Source organism: Streptomyces sp. SP17BM10 (genome assembly GCF_036322405.1).
Taxonomy (GTDB): Bacteria; Actinomycetota; Actinomycetes; order Streptomycetales; family Streptomycetaceae; genus Kitasatospora.
Genome location: NZ_JAQYXB010000608.1, coordinates 58,872 through 74,330, shown reverse-complemented (window position 1 = coordinate 74,330; position 15,459 = coordinate 58,872). Strand labels below are relative to the sequence as shown.

Sequence of the window (15,459 nt, the reverse complement as noted above, 5' to 3'; positions counted from 1 at the left end):
AACTCCTGTGGGGAATCGCCCGGCGGCGAGTTATCCACAGGTGCGGGGCCGGGGCTGTGGATCCTTGCGGAGTGCGGCCCTCCGGGTGATCGAACCAGCGAATTGAGGTTTCAAACCTCATCTGACCTTCTCGGCCGAGGGAATTTAAGCACCGGAACGGGTGATTTGCTGGCAGAAGGGTGACTCTGGTCCGATGAGTCAACTCTGCGGAGCAAACCGACGATCTGACCGTTCTGCGCAGTGGCTATACCGGTTTGTCGACTCATCCCCAGGCCTGTGGATAACTTTCGGCTGTGGATAGCGGTCTGCCCTGTGGACAGGCGGTTCCGGGCCCGGACGACCCTGTGGACGACGGGTGCGGTCACCCACCCCCGCTCGGGGAGTCCGGGCGAAAACGGTCAGAAAAGGTCAGAAAGACAAAGAGTGTCGCTCAGATGTCGCCGCGGCCGTCGAGGGCGCGCGACAGCCAGTCGGCCGCCGCCGCGAAATCCTCGTCCGAGGTGCCGGGCCGCCGGTGCGAGGACTCCTGCCGGTCGGCGCGCGGATAGGAGCCGAGGAAACGCACCTGCGGGCAGATCCGCTTGAGGCCCATCAGCGCCTCGCCCACCCGGCGCTCGGACAGGTGCCCCTCGCAGTCGATGAGGAAGCAGTAGCTGCCCAGCCCCTCGCCGGTCGGCCGGGACTCGATCCGCATCAGGTTGATCCCGCGCACCGCGAACTCCTGGAGCAGTTCCAGCAGCGCACCGGGGTGGTCGTCCGGCAGCCAGACCACCATCGAGGTCTTGTCGGCCCCGGTCGGCGACGAGACCCGCCCCGGCTTGCCGACCAGGACGAACCGGGTGGTCGCGTTCTGGGCGTCGGCGATGTCCTTGACCAGCGGGTCCAGCCCGTAGATCGGCGCCGCGAACTCGCCCGCGAACGCGCCGTCGTACCGTCCCTCGGCCACCAGCCGCGCGCCGTCCGCGTTGGACGCGGCCGACTCCCACTGCGCGTCCGGCAGGTTGGCCGCCAGCCAGCGCCGCACCTGCGGCTGCGCCACCGGGTGGCTGGTGACGGTCTTGACCTCCGCGAGCTCCGTGCCGGGCCGCACCAGCAGCGCGAAGGAGATCGGCAGCAGCACCTCACGGTAGATCATCAGCGGTGTGCCGGAGGCGAGTTCGTCGTTGGTCGCGGTGACGGCGCCCTCGACGGAGTTCTCGATCGGCACGAAGGCGCCGGAGGCCTCGCCGCCGCGCACCGCGTCCAGCACCAGCGGCACCGAGGCCAGCGGCACCAGCTCCCGGGTCGCCGCCTCGGGCAGGGTGCGCAGGGCGGCCTCGGTGAAGGTGCCCGCCGGGCCGAGGTAGGTGTAGCGGGTGGCCGACATGCCGTCTCCGTCTCGTCAGGTCGAAGTAGCCACCATAACCACTCCGTTCCCCGCCCGGGAAAGCGTTCCGATGGGCGGGATCCGCCGCCGCCGTCCAGCAGTTCGGCGGCGGCTCAGCCGTCCAGCAGTTGCTGCCCCACGTACCCGCCCTGCGGGGCGCCGGGCGGGACGGCGTACACGCCGCTCGCCTCGTGCCGCAGGAAGCGGGAGAGGCCGTCGCCGCGGGACAGCTTTCGCTGCACCGGGGTGAAACCCGTGCGCGGGTCGGCCTGGAAGGCGAGGAAGAGCAGGCCGGCGTCCGGCGAGCCGTCCGCCAACAGGCCGTCGTGGTAGGAGAATCCGCGCCGCAGCATGGTCGCACCGCCGTTGGAGGACGGTGCGGCGACCCGGATGTGCGCGTCGGAGGGGATCGCCAGGGCGCCGTCCTCGCCCTGGGCGGACAGGTCCACCGCGGCGTGCTCCCCGGCCCCGGCGGGCGTGCCGAGCGGCGCGCCGTCCGCCTTGCGCCGCCCGATCACCCGCTCCTGGCGCTCCACCGGCAACGCCTCCCAGTGGTCGAGCAGCATCCGGATCCGCCGGAACACCAGGTAGGAGCCGCCGGCCGTCCAGGCCGGCTGGTCGCCCCCGGCGGTGGCGAACACCTTGGCGGCGAAGCCGTCGTCGGTGGGCTTGGGGTTGTTGGTGCCGTCGATCTGGCCCATCAGGTTGCGGCCGGTCACCGGGTGCGCGGTGGCGCCCGGGGTGCGGGCGAAGCCGGCGCACTGCCAGCGCAGCGCGGCCGTCCCGGCCGCCTGGCGCTGGAGCACCCGCAGGGCGTGCACGGCCACGAGGGCGTCTTCCGCGCCGATCTGGACGAACAGGTCGCCGTCGCCGCGCGCCGGGTCGAGCGCGTCGCCGGGGAAGGCGGGCAGCGGTTCGAGGGCGGCCGGGCGGTGGCCGGCCAGCCCGGCCTTGTCGAACAGGGCGGCCCCGAAGCCGAAGGTGAGCGTCAGCGAGCAGGGGCCGGCGTCCAGCGCGATCTGATTGTCGGACTCATCGGCCGGCTCCCCGGCGGTCAGCCGGGCCGCAGTGCGCGACCAGCGCTGGAGCAGGCCGCGCAGCCCGTCCCGGCCGACGCCGTCGGCCAGGTCGAAGGCGGCGAGCTGGACCCGGGCCTGCTGCGGTTCGAGGATGCCGGCCTGGTGGCCGCCGAAGAACGGGACCCGGGCCGTGCCGAGCGCCGGGGCGCCGCCCGCCGCGCCGGCGGCCGGGCGATCCAGGGCCACGGCCCCGGCGATCCCGGCGCCGACGCCGGCGACCAGGCCCGCGCCGGCGGTGCCGAGCAGCGCGCGCCGGGTGAATCCGGTCCGTGCGGTGGTGGCGTCGGTCATGCTCAGCCGATCTTCAGGGACTTCGTCGGGGTGGTCTGGTCGATGTCGGAGGAGCGGATCTGCACCGACACCACCCAGTCCCCGGCCAGCGGCAGTTGCGCGGTGCCGGTCCAGCGGCCGGTGCCCCCGGGGGTCAGCGGCACGGGCAGCGGGCCGAGGTCGCGGTCCGGCAGGGTGAAGGCGAGCTGCACCTCGGGGACGTCCACCGGCTTGCCGTCCGCGCCGTCCAGCGCGAGCTTCACCTCGTTGGAGCCGGTCCCCGCCGGGTTCACGGTCACCGTCGCGGTGCCCTTGGCGTTCGGGGTGCGGCCCTTGGTGTCGTACGGGAGCTTGAGCTCCACCGTGCGGCCCGGCTGGGTCTGCGCGGGCGCGGCCACGCCCGCCGCCGGCGCCGCGGCGCCCCCGGCCTTGACCTCGCCCGCGACCCGCCCGGGCGGTGAGTTGGTGAGCATCGTGGTGACGACCAGCACGGCCACCGCGACGGCCGCCTCGACCAGCACCGAGCGGCGCAGCCCGGCCCGGGTCGGGGTCAGCCCGCGCTCGCGGCCGGCGCTCGCAACCGCGGCCCGCTGGCGCTCCAGCTGGGCCTGGCGGACCGGGTCCTCGGAGTGCGCCGCGACGGTCACCGGCTCCGGCAGTTCGGCCGGCTCGACCTCGGCCGCCTCGTCCGGGGCCGAGCGCAGCCGGGCCAGCCAGGAGCGGGAGAGCCAGGCGACGCCGAGCATCACGACCACGCAGCCGGTCTTCACCAGCAGCAGCCGCCCGTACTCGGTGCCGGTCAGCGCGCCCCAGCTGCCGAGGCCGCGCCAGGACTGGTAGCCGCCGGTGACGACGAGCACCACGACCGAGCCGAACGCGACCTTCGAGAAGCGGTCGACGACCTCCGCGCCGACGCCCTCGCGCAGCGCGACCAGCAGCGAGGCGAGGCCGCCCAGCCAGAACGCCATCGCGATCAGGTGCAGCAGGCCGAGCGGCAGCGCCAGCCAGACCTGGATGCCCACCGACGCGTGGTCCGCGCCGACCCAGGTCGCCGCGAGGGCGACCGCCAGCACCAGTCCGCCGACGCCGAGCCCGATCCGGGCCTCGCGCTGCGGGCGCCCGGCGGCGCGCCGTTCCAGCTCGCGCAGTTCGGCCGCCTCGTGGTCGTCCTCGTGCCCGTCCTCGCGCTCGTCCTCGGGTGCAGGCTGCCCCAACTGGCCGACCAGGAGCGACAGGAACACCCCGCTCGCCGCGAGCAGCAGCAGCCGGGCGGCCAGCGCGGTGCCGATCCGCTCGTCCAGCGTGGCGCGCACGAGCGACAGGTCGAGGGCCTGCCCGATCCCCGAGCCCCGCTCGTACGGCCCGCGCAGCATCAGCACCGTGACGGTGGACACCAGCAGCGCCACCCAGCCGGTCATCAGCAGCCGCTGCACCGGGCGCCGGGCCACTCCGGCGGGCCAGCAGATCAGCGTGAACGCGGCGGCGCCGGCCAGCAGCGCGAACGCGACGTACGCGACGGTGCGCCCGGCGCCGTACAGCGCGGCGACCACGCCGTCCGCCTTGGCGCCCTGGAGCGCGGTGGCGGACACCGAGGTGTCCGAGGGCGCGCCGATGGAGAAGGTGAACGCGCCGCCGACGGGGTGAGAGTCCTCCGAGACCGCCCGCCAGGCCACCGTGTACGTGCCGTTGGCGAGGTCGGGGCCGAGCCCGACCCGGGCCGTGTCGGTCCTGCCGTCGGCGTGCCCCGGGTTGCCGGTGTCGACCGCCTTGCCGGCCGGGTCGAGTACCCGGACCGAGTCGCCGGAGAGCGACACGGCCTCGCTGAAGGTCAGCGTGACCGCCTGCGGGGCGGTGGCGAGCACCGAGTTCTGGTGCGGGTCGGTGGATTCCAGGGTGGCGTGCGCGGAGGCCGGCCCGGCGCCGGCGAGCATCAGCGCGAACAGCGCGCCGAGCAGTCCGAGCAGGCCGGCGACGCGGCGGGGGGCGGTGCGCGGGGCGGCGATCCGGCGGTGCGAGGCCTTCTCCATGCTGGCGGACCCTAACTCTGGCCGGGACGGTAGGTGAGCTCCTTGACCGGCACCTTGACGGAGATGGTGCCGGACTTGGCGAAGGTCAGGTCGAGCTCCAGCTCGTCCCCGAGAGCCGGGGCCTTCTGCCATCCCATGATCATGAGATGGGTGCCGCCCCGGGTGAACTGCAGCGCGCCGTGCGCCGGCACGTCCAGACGGTCGACCTGCTCCATGCTCGACGGGGTCGACCGGTGCATGGTGACCGAGCCGGCGCCCGGGCTGGTCACCTTGACCAACTGGTCCTCGCCGCCGTCGTTGCGCACGGTCAGGTAGCCGGCCGCCATCCCGCCCGCCGGGGGCAGCGGGATGTAGGAGTCGGCGACGCTCAGCTTGGCCGCCCCGCCGCCGGCACCGTCCTGGCCGCCCGCCCCGCAGGCGGCCAGGAAGGCGCCGCCACCGAGGGCCGTCGCCAGCACCGCGCCGGTGAGGGCCGTCCGCCGGAACCCGCGCGTGCCGATCACGCCGCGACCCCCTTGGCGAGCAGCGGCAGGTCGTGCTGGTAGGTCTTCACCTCGGTGCCGCTCATGTACAGCACGTGGGCCTTGTCGTCCGAGGGGAGGAAGGCCAGCACCTGCGCGCCGTGGGTGGAGGTGACGGTGCCGTCGGCGTTGACCACCGGGTCCTCGATCATGATGCCGAGCGACCGGGCGGCGGTCTTGACCTTCTCCAGGTCGCCGGTGAGGCCTATGAAGTCGCTGCCCATCGAGTCGAGCCAGGTGCGCAGCACCTTGGGGGTGTCGCGCTGGGGGTCGGTGGAGACGAACACGACGTCGATCTTCTGCCGCTCCTCGGGGGAGAGGCCCTTCATCGCGACGCCGATGTCGCCCATGGTGGTCGGGCAGACGTCCGGGCAGCTGGTGTAGCCGAAGAACAGCAGCAGGCTCTTGCCGTTCGTGCGCTGACGCAGGTCGAACGGCTGGCCGGAGGTGTCGGTCAGCGTGAGGTCCGGCTTCTCGAAGTTCTTCGCGAGCTTGGTGCCCTCGTACGGCGTGGCGTCCTTCTGCTGCGTCACCCTGGCGGTGGTCGAGCCGCCGCCGGAGGAGCCGCAGGCGGTCAGGGTGAGGGTGGCGGCCAGGGCGACGGCGGCCGCGCCGGCCAGGCGGGCGGTGCGGGTGGTGCGGGGCATGCGGGTTCCGATCGTGCGCGGTGGGCCGCCGGCGGGGCCGCTCCCGGGGTGCGGGAGCGGCCCCGCCGGCGCGGGGGTCAGGAGGCGGAGCCGCTCTTGCGGCGCAGGCCGAGCACGCCGACGGCGGTGCCGATCACGCCGACCACGATGCCGACGACGCCGAGCACCCGGGCGGTGGAGTCGCTGCTCTTCTTGTCGCCGTCCGGGGCCTGGGCCTGGTCGGCGCTGGAGCCGTGGCCGCCCGCGGCCGGGGAGGCGGTGGCGGAGACGCCGTGGCCGTCGTCGCCGGCGGCCTTGGTGAGCTTCAGGACGGGCGCCGGGTGGGCCGGCTCGGGCTGGCCGGCCTGGGCCTCGTCGATCCAGCGGACGACATCGCCGTTGTCGTAGGTCTGCAGGGCCTTGAAGGCCATGCTGTCGGCGTCGGACGGCAGCGGGCCGAGCGAGACGCGGAACTCCTGGAACTGCCCGGGGGCGATCTTGGTCCCGGTGTCGGCGGTCCAGGTGATCTTGGAGACGGCCTCGTTGACGTCGGCGCCGTGCACCTTGATCGGCTTGTCGAGCTTGGCCTTCTCGACGGTCGCGGTCCAGCCCGGCATCGGCAGGGTCCGGACCGAGGCGAGCGGGTGGTCCAGCGGGAGGTTGACCTCCAGCTTCACGGTGCTCGCGGAGTCGCTCTCGTTCGGCACCCGGAAGTCGACGGCCGTGTAACCGCCCTGGGCGGCCGAGCCCGGGTTCACGGTGACGTGCGCGAAGGCCGGGCCGGCCAGCACCACGACGGAGGTGGCGGCGACGGCGAGGGCGGCGGCGAGGCGGCGGGTGGGAAGGGAACGCATGGGTTCGGTGGTCTCCGTTCGGAGCTCGGCGGACCGGCCCGCCGGGATCAGGCCCGGTCGGGGTCCGCGCGTGGGGACGTGTGGGGTGGAACGGCGCACGGACCGCCGCGACCTGAACGCGGGAGCGGCCCTGCGACCTGCGCACACCCGGCGCCCGGCAGGAACGGGGCACCAGGGGGCCGGTCAGTACGCGAACACCCCGGTCGGCGGCCCGCGCCGCACCACGCTGTGCCGCAGGGCGACACCCCCGGGCAGCGGGTGCTCCCCGCCCCGGACACCGAACCGGCGGGCCGGGCCCCCGGCCCCGAACAGGCCCCGCAGCAGCGCCGCGACCAGCGCGAACGCCGACCGCAGGGGCGCCGCCCAGTGCTCGCGCGCGGCCGTCGCGGCCACCCGCACCAGCCGCCACAGCGCCGCCTCGCCGCGCCGCAGCCACCACCCGGCCACCAGGGCCGCGACCAGGTGGCCCGCCAGCATCACCGGTGTCATGCCGAACACGCCGCCCTGCCACCACGGCACGACCGGGAACGCGGCCGGGTCGAGCCCCGCCGACGACACCAACTGCTCGGCGGTCGGACCGCCCGGCAGCCCGGTCAGCGTGCCGGGGTGGGCCTCGTTGCAGATCAGCCGGCCGGCCACCTGCGACAGGGTCATCGGACCGGAACCGCCGTGGTGCATCCCGGCCATCGCGCCGCTGGCGCCGAAGCCGTGGAAGAGGCAGTGCAGGGCCAGCTGGCCCGCGCCCAGCGCACCGGCGATGGCCGCCAGCGAACGCTCCCGCGCGCCGAACGCCACCGCGAGCACCAGCACCGCCGCGAAGCCCGCTACGAGGGCGGGCAGGGCGACGTCGCCGCCGCCCGCCAGGGCGTGCCCGGCGGCCGCGATCAGCGTGCAGACGAGGGCGAACGGAACGGCCCTGGCAAGCCGCAGGTCCCAGGCGGCGACCCCCACCGGCGCGTCCGGTGCGGGGGCGCCCGGGTGCGGGGCGGCGGCGAGGGCAGTCATGGCCGAGCCATCATCTCATCGCCCACCACGCCACCGGGGGCAGGGTGGGAAATCCCTACGAATCCCCCGTCCGGCCGAGGCGCGTGCCCCCGCGTGTGCGCCGCTCGGCACAGACCACGGCACCAGTCCATCCGCCGAACGGGCGGTAGCGGACCTTCGTCACGGTTCACCGGCCGAGCGGCCGGAGATACCTAGTTGTATGTGGAGCCGCAGCCAGGAGGGACCTCCCGTGGACATCTGGTGGACTCTGCACCTCAAGCGCGACCCGGCCAGCGTCCCGCTGGCCCGGCGCATCCTGCTCGGTGCCATGGCGACGGCGGGCGTCGACCCGCAGATCGCCGACGACCTCGGCGTCGCCCTCAGCGAGGCCTGCGCCAACGCCGTCGAGCACGGGGTCGGCGGGCGGCCCGACGAGGGCTTCCAGGTCACCGCGTCGATCTGCGGCGACCGCCTGCGGATCGAGGTCACCGACTCCGGCCCCGGCCTGCCCGTGCCGGCCGCCGCCCCCGCGCCGCCGCCCCGGCGCCGCCCGTCCGCCCCGCCCCAGGCCCACCCGGCCCCGCGCCGCACCCGCCGCGGGCGCGCGACCGTCCCCGCCCGGGTGCTGACCGGGCACCGCCCGCCCCGCGACGGCCGCCCCTACGACACCCACGTCCTGCCCCGCCGCCCCCAGCCCCCGACGCTGCGCCCGGTGGACCTCGACACCCTCCCCGACCTCACCGCCGAATCCGGCCGGGGCCTCTTCCTCATCCACGCGCTCACCGACCACGTCCAACTCCGCAACCACCCCCTGCGGGGGGCGATCGTGAGCTTCGACAAGATCCTCAAGTGGCAGGACGGCGCCCTGCTCCAGGCGGCGTCGTAGGGCTCGTCCGCCGGATCAGTCCTCGTCGGCCGCGGTGGTGCGGCGGCGGGTGAGCAGGAGGAGGGCCGCGCCGACGGCGATGGTGGTGGCGCCGGTGATCGCGATGGGGGTGGAGTCGGTGCCGCCGCCGGTGTCGGCGAGCTGGGCCGCGGTGCGGGGCGGGGTCGCCGAAGGGGCCGGGGCGGTCGTGCCGGTGGTGCCCGCCGGAGCGTGGGCGGTCACCGCGAAGGTGCCGCCGGTGCTCGCGGTCAGCTGGGGGCAGGTGTACTTCTTCGCCGGGGCCGAACCGATCGGCAGTACCTCGGACTTGGCCGCGAACGCGAAGCGGTAGTCCCCGAGCGCCGCGCCCGCGCCGGCCGTCACCCGCACCTGGAGGGTCAGCTTCTGGCCGTGTTCGACCCCGTAGGTGCCGGCGTTCGTCCCCGCGATCGGCTTCCAGTCGCCGCCGGGCGCGCGCAGCTTGACGTCGAGCCCGGTGGCCGCGCCGTCCTTGCCGGTCAGCGTGAAGGTCGTGGCCAGCTCGCGGACCGTCGCGCTGCTGGTGTTGTCGAAGGTCACCGAGAGCTCGCCGGGTGCTCCGCCGGTCACCACGGCGCCGCCCGCCGGGCCGGTGGCCGTGGCGGGCATCGGGGAGGCCATCGGGCCCTCGGGGCAGTCGTACGGCCACGGCGAGCCGGTGGCCGTCGGGGTTGCGGCGGCGGTGGGCGTTCCGGTCGCGGTGGGCGTCGCCGTCGCGGTGGTGGCGGGCGCGGTCGGCTCCCCGGTGGCCGGGGCGGCCGGGCTCGCCGAGGTCGTGGGGGCCGCGTCGGCGAGGGCCGGGGCGGCGCCGACGGCCACCGTGCCGGTGGTGAGCACGAACAGGGCGCAGGCGGCGGGCAGCCGGGGGGAACGCATGGTCAGGGCTCCAGCGGTGGGGTCGGGTGTCGCTCTCCGGCTGGGAAGACCACCGAGGGGCGGGAACGGTTGTCCCCGCCCGCCGGTGAATCGGTCAGCCGTTCGCGCCGGCCTTGCGGCGGCGCAGGAGGAACAGGGTGCCGGCGCCCGCGACGAGCACCGCGGCACCGCCGACGGCGATCGGCAGGGTGTTGGACGACGCACCGGTCTCGGCCAGGTGCGGGCCCGCGGCCGGCGAGGCGGAGGGCGAGGCGGCAGCGGTCGCCGGGGTGGTGGCGGCCGGGGTGGTGGCGGCCGGGGCAGTGGTGGCGGAACCCGCCTCGACGACCTGGAAGGTGCCCTCGTGGTCGGCGAGGAACTGGGTGCAGGCGTTCGGCTTGTCGTTGGCCGGGTTCGGGACCTTGTCGTTGTCGAACGCGTCCGAGCCGGCCTCGTAGTTGCCGCCGTACTTGCCGGCCGGGGCCTTGGCGTTGGCGGCGATCCGCAGCTGGACGGTGAACTTCTCGCCCTTGGCCAGCTTGAAGTCCTGCATCTGCAGGACGCGGTCCTTGTCGTTCAGCTGCTTCCAGCCGTCGGCGGTCTTCAGCTGGACGGTGAAGAACTCCGGGCTCCAGTCGACCGGGCGCTCCTGCATCTCGTCGGTGAGGTAGAGCGAGTGGTGGACGACCGGCAGGTCGACACCGCTGGTGTTCTCCCAGGTCAGGCTGAGCTCGGCGGCCGGGCCGCCCTTGACCAGGGTGGTCCCGTACAGGCCGGTGCCGGTGACCTTGAGCAGCCCGCTCTGGTAGACGCCGCCGTGGCAGCGGTCGCTGTTGGTCGGCGTCGGGACGGGCAGGACGGTCGGCTTGGCCGTCGGGGTGCCGGTGGTGGGGGCCGGGGTCGTCGGCGCTGCCGTGGTGGGGGCGCCGGTGGTGGTCGGGGTCGGCGTGATGCCGACGGCGCTCGCGGCGGCGGCGCCGACCGTGGCGCCGAGCGAGAGCGCCACGAGGGTGGACGCGGCCAGGAGGCGGGAAGAGCGCACGGTCAATGCTCCAGATTTGGGTGAATACTGTCCGTTTTCACGCGACTTGGGGCACCGCTGGTGGGGCGTCGGCGGTGGTCGCGACCGCGAACCCTATCGGTCGGGATGGCCCGTTCTCGATCAGGGGGTGCCGGCTTGCGATCGGCATCGAAAGCGGCGTGGTCCGCCCCGGTTGCCGGGCCGTTCGGGGGGCCGGACGATGGGGGCATGATGCACCAGATGCGAGCCGAGTACGGCGTGGGCGGTCCGCCGGACGGGGTGCGGCTGTGGCACATGGTCCGGGGAGCCGAGCAGGTCGCGATGTGCGGCCGGGAGCTGGAGGCCGGGGCGCCGGTCCGGGAGGCGGTGGACTGGGGGAAGACCCCCGAACTCTGCTGCCACACCTGCGGGGCGTACGTCCTGCGCGAGTCGCCGTACCTGGGCGCCGAGCACCAGTAGCGCCCGGCGTGCGGGCTACCGTGATCGGCATGGAGGAACCCCTTGTCCGGCCCCGGTCGCTGACCCGCGAGGCAGCCGGGCTGCGTGCCGGTGAGCCGCCGTTGACCGAGTACGTCGAGCGGCTGTGCACCCGCGTCGAGCGGGTCGACCCGCTGATCCACGCCTTCGTCCCCGAGCCGGGGCGCCACCACCGGCTGCTCGGGGAGGCCCGGGTGCTGGAGGCACGGTACGCCGGGGAACCGGTCGGGCGGCCGCCGCTGTACGGGGTGGCGGTCGGGATCAAGGACGTCATCCACGTGGACGGCCTGCCCACGCACGCCGGTTCGGCGCTGCCGCCGGGCGTGCTCGCCGGGCCGCAGGCCGTCGTCGTGGACCGGTTGCGGGCGGCCGGGGCGCTCGTGGCGGGCAAGACGGCGACGGCCGAGTTCGCGGCCAGTGCGCCGGGGCCGACCCGCAACCCGCACCACCCGGACCACACCCCCGGCGGGTCGAGCAGCGGTTCGGCGGCGGCGGTCGCGGCCGGGCTGGTGACGCTCGCGGTGGGGACGCAGACGATCGGCTCGGTGATCCGGCCCGCCGCCTACTGCGGGGTGGTGGGCTTGCGGCCGACGTACGGGCGGATCCCGGTGGCGGGGGTGATCCCGAACGCGCCGTCCTTCGACACGCTGGGCGTCTTCACCGCGGACGTGGCCGGGGCGGCCCTGGCGGCCGGGGTGCTCTGCGACGGCTGGGACCGGGCCGCGGCGGGCGCCGCCCGGCGGCCGCCGGTGATCGGGGTGCCGGACCGCCGGTACCTGGAGCGGGCCGACGCGGAGGCACTGCGGGTGTACGACGCGCAGGTGGAGCGCTTCGAGGCGGCCGGGATGACGGTGCGCCGGCTGGGTTTCGGGATCGGGTTCGAGGAGATCGTCCGGCAGGTGCAGACGATCAACCGTTTCGAGCTGGCCCACAGCCACGCCGACTGGTTCGCCCGCTTCGGCTCCCTCTACCGCCCGGAGACGGTGGCGGGCATCCGGCAGGGCCGGGCCGTCGCGGCGCAGGACCGCGAGGCCGCGCTCCGGGCGCGCGAGCACCTGCGCGAGCTGGTCGCCGGATCGATGCGCGAGCACGCGGTGGACCTCTGGCTGGCGCCCTCCGCCACCGGCGGGGCACCGAAGGGTCTGCACAGCACCGGGGACGCGGTGATGTCGCTGCCGTGGAGCTTCCTGGGTATGCCCGCCGTGAGCCTGCCGGCCGACCGGACGGCGGACGGATTGCCGCTGGGCCTCCAACTCGTGGGCGGGGAGGGGCGGGACGAATCCCTGCTGTCCTTCGCCGCTTTCCTGGAAGGGGAGTTGGCTGGGCGTCGGTCCTAGGCCAGTGCGGGATCCGCCGGATCGGGACTCGACGCACCGCGTCGAGCGCGAGCTCTTCGCCGGCGTCGAGAACCCGTGGCAGCTCTTCGACGCCGCCCACCGCCCGAAAGAGATCGACGCCCGGGTCCTCGTCGTGCACGATGAGGGCGACACCGTGGTCGGCCCCGACCACGCCCGCCGGCTGAAGGCCGCCTACGGCGACCGCCTCGATCTGCTGCTCACCCGGGGGCTGGGCCACCGCAGGATCGTCACCGAACCCACCGTCATCGACCAAGCCGTCGGCTTCGTGACCGCCGGCCAGGAGAGTGCGATCCGATGGACCTGACAGCGCTGTACGCCCGCTCGGTGGAACTGGCCGCCGAGGTGGTCGACACCGTCACGCCGGAGCACCTGGAGCTGGCGACCCCCTGCGGGGACTGGACGCTGCGCCGGCTGATGGAGCACGTGGTCGGCCAGCACCAGGGCTTCGCCGCGGCCGCGCGCGGCGCCGGTCCCGACCTGGCGCTGTGGGCCGACGCCCCGGTCGGCGACGACCCGGCGGGCGCCTTCCGGCGCACGGCGCAGGACCTCGAGGCGGCCTTCGCCGAGGCCGCCGCGGCGGACCGGAGGCTGTGGCTGCCCGAGATCCGCGACGGCGGCCCGTTCCCGCTGGAGGTGGCGGTGGGCTTCCAGCTCGTCGACACGCTGGTGCACGGCTGGGACGTCGCGGCCGCCCTCGGCACGCCGGCGGGCCTCGCGGCGGCCGTCAACGCCGACCCGGAGCTGGCCGGGGCGCTGGTGTCGGTGTCCGAGCTGGTCCCGGCCGGGCCGGAGAGCCGCGGGCCGGACCGCGCGTTCCGCGAGCGTCTCCCGCAGGAGGACGACCACGGGCTGTTCGAGCGCGCGCTGGCGCTGCTCGGCCGCGACCCGGCCTGGAAGCCGTAGAAGGGCCCGGACGGTCAGCCGCGCGGGCGCTCGGGGCCGCGCGGCTCGTCGGGGAAGCGCGGCCCGCCGATGAGGAAGAGCAGCGCGGCGGTCGGGAAGCCGAGCCCGGCGGCCAGCAACACGATGAACTGCCAGAACATGTCCTGCTCCTCGTCGCCCGGGAGCCGTCGGGGGTGGGGCTGCCGGAGCCGTCAGTCCCGGATGCGGCCCGCCACCCGAAGGTGGACCGCAAACCCGACCGGCCCTGATTGGCCGAATTGTCCACTCGGTATCCGACGGTATGGCCGGATTGCCCCGGCTGCCACCGGACGCCGGTGAACCCGGGGGCTCGGGCTCGCGCCACACCGGTGCAAGGGTCTGGGCGCGGGCCGGGGGAGGCGGCCACACTGTCGGGATGCAGCTACAGCTCGCAGGGGAAGCACGGCGGCCCGGCCGCGAGAGCGAGGACTTCGCGGCGGCTTCGCCGGAAGCGCTGGTCCTGCTGGACGGTGCGAGTTCACCGGCCGGCCTGGAGTCCGGCTGTCGGCACGGGACCGCCTGGTACGTCCGCCGGCTGGGTGTGCACCTGCTCGCCCGGCTCACCGACCGGGTGGACCGCTCGATCGCCGAGTGCCTGGCCGATGCCATCGTCGAGACGGCCGCGCTCCACGGCGGCCGGTGCGACCTGGCCCACCCGAACACGCCCGCGGCGATGGTCGTCGCCGCGCGGCGCCACGGGGAGTCGCTGGAGTACCTGGTGCTCGGCGACTCGCTGCTGGTCCTGGAGTTCAAGGACGGCCCGCCGCGGGTGATCGGGGACAACCAGCGCTTCCCCGGCGGCGAGGGCCTGCGCCGGCAGATCTGGCAGACCGTGCCCGGCTCCACCGAGCGGGCCGCGCTGCACCTGGAGTACGCGCTCGCCGTCCGCGCCGCGCGCAACACCGGGAACGGCCCGTGGATCGCCGCGGCCAGCCCGCGCGCGGCCGGGCACGCCGAGACGGGCTTCGTCCGGCTGGAGCGGCTGCGGGCCCTGGCGGCGCTGACCGACGGCGCCTCGCGCTACACCGAGCGCTTCGGCCTGGGCAGTTGGGCCGACGCGCTGCGGCTGCTCGCCGAGTCGGGCCCGGGCGAGCTGATCGCCCAGGTCCGCGAGGTCGAGCGGGCGGACGCCGCGTGCGAGCGGTGGCCGCGCGGCAAGGCGCAGGACGACGCCTCGGCCGTCTACGCGCTGCTGTAGACGGCCGGGGCGTGCGGGCCGGCGGGGCGGGTCAGTCGACCGGGTGACCGAAGCGGCCGGACTGGTAGTCCCGCATGGCCTGCTCCAGTTCGCGGTGGCTGTTCATGACGAACGGCCCGTACCAGGCGACCGGCTCCCGGATCGGCTGCCCGCCCAGGACGATCACGTCCAGGTTGGGGTGCCGGGACTCCTGCCTGGCGTCGGCGGCGATGGTGATCGTGTCGCCCTCGCCGAACACCGCGGCCTGCCCGCTGCGGATCGGCCGGCGCTCGGCGCCGATCGTGCCGTCGCCGTTCAGGACGTAGGCCAGGGCGTTGAAGTCCTGCTTCCACGGCAGGGTGATCTGCGCGCCCGGCGTGATGCTGGCGTGCAGCAGGGTGATCGGGGTGTGGGTGACGCCCGGGCCCTGGTACCCGCCCAGCTCGCCCGCGATCAGCCGCAGGATCGAGCCGCCGTCCGGGGTGGAGAGCAGCTTGACGTGGCCGCCGTGGATGTCCTGGTAGCGCGGGGCCGCCATCTTGTCGGACGCCGGGAGGTTGACCCACAGCTGGATGCCGTGGAACAGGCCGCCGGACAGGACCAGCGACTCCGGCGGGGTCTCGATGTGGAGGATGCCGGAGCCGGCCGTCATCCACTGGGTGTCGCCGCCGCCGAGGTGGCCGCCGCCGCCGTGCGAGTCCTTGTGGACGAACTCGCCGTCGATCAGGTAGGTGACCGTCTCGAAGCCGCGGTGCGGGTGCCACGGCGTGCCCTTGGGCTCGCCCGCGGCGTACTCCACCTCGCCCATCTGGTCCATCATGATGAACGGGTCGAGGTACTTGGTGTTGATCTTGGCGAAGGCGCGGCGCACCGGGAAGCCCTCGCCCTCGAAGCCCTCGGGCGCGGTGACCACGGTGAGGACGGGCCGCGCACTCGTGGCGGCGGGGTCGGGGGTGGCGACGCGGGGGAGGGTCAGCGGGTTTTCGACGGTCACGGCGGGCATGTCGGCCTCCTTCGGG

At 74.9% G+C, this 15,459-nt stretch carries 17 protein-coding genes; 6 read left to right on the top strand and 11 right to left on the bottom strand.

Features of this window, described 5'->3' with window-relative positions:
• Positions 1-430: 430 nt before the first annotated feature.
• The 7 genes from pheA to PUR71_RS22825 form a co-directional block, all read right to left on the bottom strand.
• Entirely contained in the window at positions 431-1,366 is a 936-nt protein-coding gene (gene pheA / locus PUR71_RS22855) for a prephenate dehydratase (RefSeq protein WP_329928943.1), read from the bottom strand.
• A 113-nt stretch (positions 1,367-1,479) separates the two neighbouring features.
• Positions 1,480-2,736: an iron uptake transporter deferrochelatase/peroxidase subunit gene (gene efeB, locus PUR71_RS22850; RefSeq protein ID WP_329928942.1), complete on the bottom strand. Its 1,257-nt coding sequence runs from the start codon at positions 2,734-2,736 to the stop codon at positions 1,480-1,482.
• A gap of 2 nt (positions 2,737-2,738) precedes the next feature.
• Positions 2,739-4,742 carry a copper resistance CopC/CopD family protein gene (locus tag PUR71_RS22845; protein ID WP_329928941.1) on the bottom strand — a complete coding sequence of 668 codons (2,004 nt, stop codon included), beginning with the start codon at positions 4,740-4,742 and terminating at the stop codon, positions 2,739-2,741.
• Positions 4,743-4,753: 11 nt separating this feature from the next.
• Positions 4,754-5,245: a copper chaperone PCu(A)C gene (locus PUR71_RS22840; protein WP_329928940.1), complete on the bottom strand. Its 492-nt coding sequence runs from the start codon at positions 5,243-5,245 to the stop codon at positions 4,754-4,756.
• Complete coding sequence (locus PUR71_RS22835) at positions 5,242-5,910, bottom strand: SCO family protein (protein ID WP_329928939.1); 669 nt, start codon at positions 5,908-5,910, stop codon at positions 5,242-5,244. The genes PUR71_RS22840 and PUR71_RS22835 overlap by 4 nt, the downstream gene beginning before the upstream one ends.
• A gap of 77 nt (positions 5,911-5,987) precedes the next feature.
• Positions 5,988-6,743: a YcnI family copper-binding membrane protein gene (locus tag PUR71_RS22830; RefSeq protein ID WP_329928938.1), complete on the bottom strand. Its 756-nt coding sequence runs from the start codon at positions 6,741-6,743 to the stop codon at positions 5,988-5,990.
• Positions 6,744-6,926: 183 nt separating this feature from the next.
• A complete protein-coding gene (locus PUR71_RS22825) occupies positions 6,927-7,748 on the bottom strand; it encodes a hypothetical protein (RefSeq protein WP_329928937.1) in 822 nt (273 codons plus the stop codon).
• Positions 7,749-7,977: 229 nt separating this feature from the next.
• Here PUR71_RS22825 and PUR71_RS22820 point away from each other — a divergent pair, with 229 nt between their 5' ends.
• Positions 7,978-8,613 (top strand): ATP-binding protein, encoded by a 636-nt coding sequence (locus tag PUR71_RS22820; RefSeq protein WP_329928936.1) that lies wholly within the window; start codon positions 7,978-7,980, stop codon positions 8,611-8,613.
• A 15-nt stretch (positions 8,614-8,628) separates the two neighbouring features.
• On the opposite strand, the gene PUR71_RS22815 is transcribed toward PUR71_RS22820, so the two are convergent.
• Both PUR71_RS22815 and PUR71_RS22810 read right to left on the bottom strand, forming a co-directional pair.
• Complete coding sequence (locus PUR71_RS22815) at positions 8,629-9,507, bottom strand: LPXTG cell wall anchor domain-containing protein (RefSeq protein ID WP_329928935.1); 879 nt, start codon at positions 9,505-9,507, stop codon at positions 8,629-8,631.
• Positions 9,508-9,601: 94 nt separating this feature from the next.
• A complete protein-coding gene (locus PUR71_RS22810) occupies positions 9,602-10,528 on the bottom strand; it encodes an LAETG motif-containing sortase-dependent surface protein (RefSeq protein ID WP_329928934.1) in 927 nt (308 codons plus the stop codon).
• A gap of 207 nt (positions 10,529-10,735) precedes the next feature.
• On the opposite strand from PUR71_RS22810, the gene PUR71_RS22805 reads away from it, so the two are divergent.
• Genes PUR71_RS22805 through PUR71_RS22790 form a run of 4 tightly spaced genes read left to right on the top strand, consistent with a single transcriptional unit; the run spans position 10,736 to position 13,245 of the window.
• The gene (locus PUR71_RS22805) at positions 10,736-10,966 is read left to right on the top strand and encodes a hypothetical protein (RefSeq protein WP_329928933.1); all 231 of its coding nucleotides are present in this window, start codon (positions 10,736-10,738) and stop codon (positions 10,964-10,966) included.
• Between the two features lie 29 nt (positions 10,967-10,995).
• Entirely contained in the window at positions 10,996-12,321 is a 1,326-nt protein-coding gene (locus PUR71_RS22800; RefSeq protein ID WP_329928932.1) for an amidase, read from the top strand.
• A 4-nt stretch (positions 12,322-12,325) separates the two neighbouring features.
• Positions 12,326-12,646, top strand: a complete 321-nt coding sequence (locus PUR71_RS22795) for an alpha/beta hydrolase (protein WP_329928931.1) — start codon at positions 12,326-12,328, stop codon at positions 12,644-12,646.
• Positions 12,637-13,245 carry a TIGR03086 family metal-binding protein gene (locus PUR71_RS22790; RefSeq protein WP_329928930.1) on the top strand — a complete coding sequence of 203 codons (609 nt, stop codon included), beginning with the start codon at positions 12,637-12,639 and terminating at the stop codon, positions 13,243-13,245. The genes PUR71_RS22795 and PUR71_RS22790 overlap by 10 nt, the downstream gene beginning before the upstream one ends.
• 14 nt (positions 13,246-13,259) lie before the next feature.
• Here PUR71_RS22790 and PUR71_RS22785 read toward each other — a convergent pair whose 3' ends face one another.
• Positions 13,260-13,385 (bottom strand): hypothetical protein, encoded by a 126-nt coding sequence (locus PUR71_RS22785; protein WP_329928929.1) that lies wholly within the window; start codon positions 13,383-13,385, stop codon positions 13,260-13,262.
• 254 nt (positions 13,386-13,639) lie between these two features.
• Here PUR71_RS22785 and PUR71_RS22780 point away from each other — a divergent pair, with 254 nt between their 5' ends.
• Positions 13,640-14,461, top strand: coding sequence for an integrase (locus PUR71_RS22780; protein WP_329928928.1), 822 nt, complete (start codon positions 13,640-13,642; stop codon positions 14,459-14,461).
• A gap of 31 nt (positions 14,462-14,492) precedes the next feature.
• Here PUR71_RS22780 and PUR71_RS22775 read toward each other — a convergent pair whose 3' ends face one another.
• Positions 14,493-15,443 (bottom strand): pirin family protein, encoded by a 951-nt coding sequence (locus tag PUR71_RS22775; RefSeq protein ID WP_329928927.1) that lies wholly within the window; start codon positions 15,441-15,443, stop codon positions 14,493-14,495.
• Positions 15,444-15,459 lie beyond the last annotated feature (16 nt).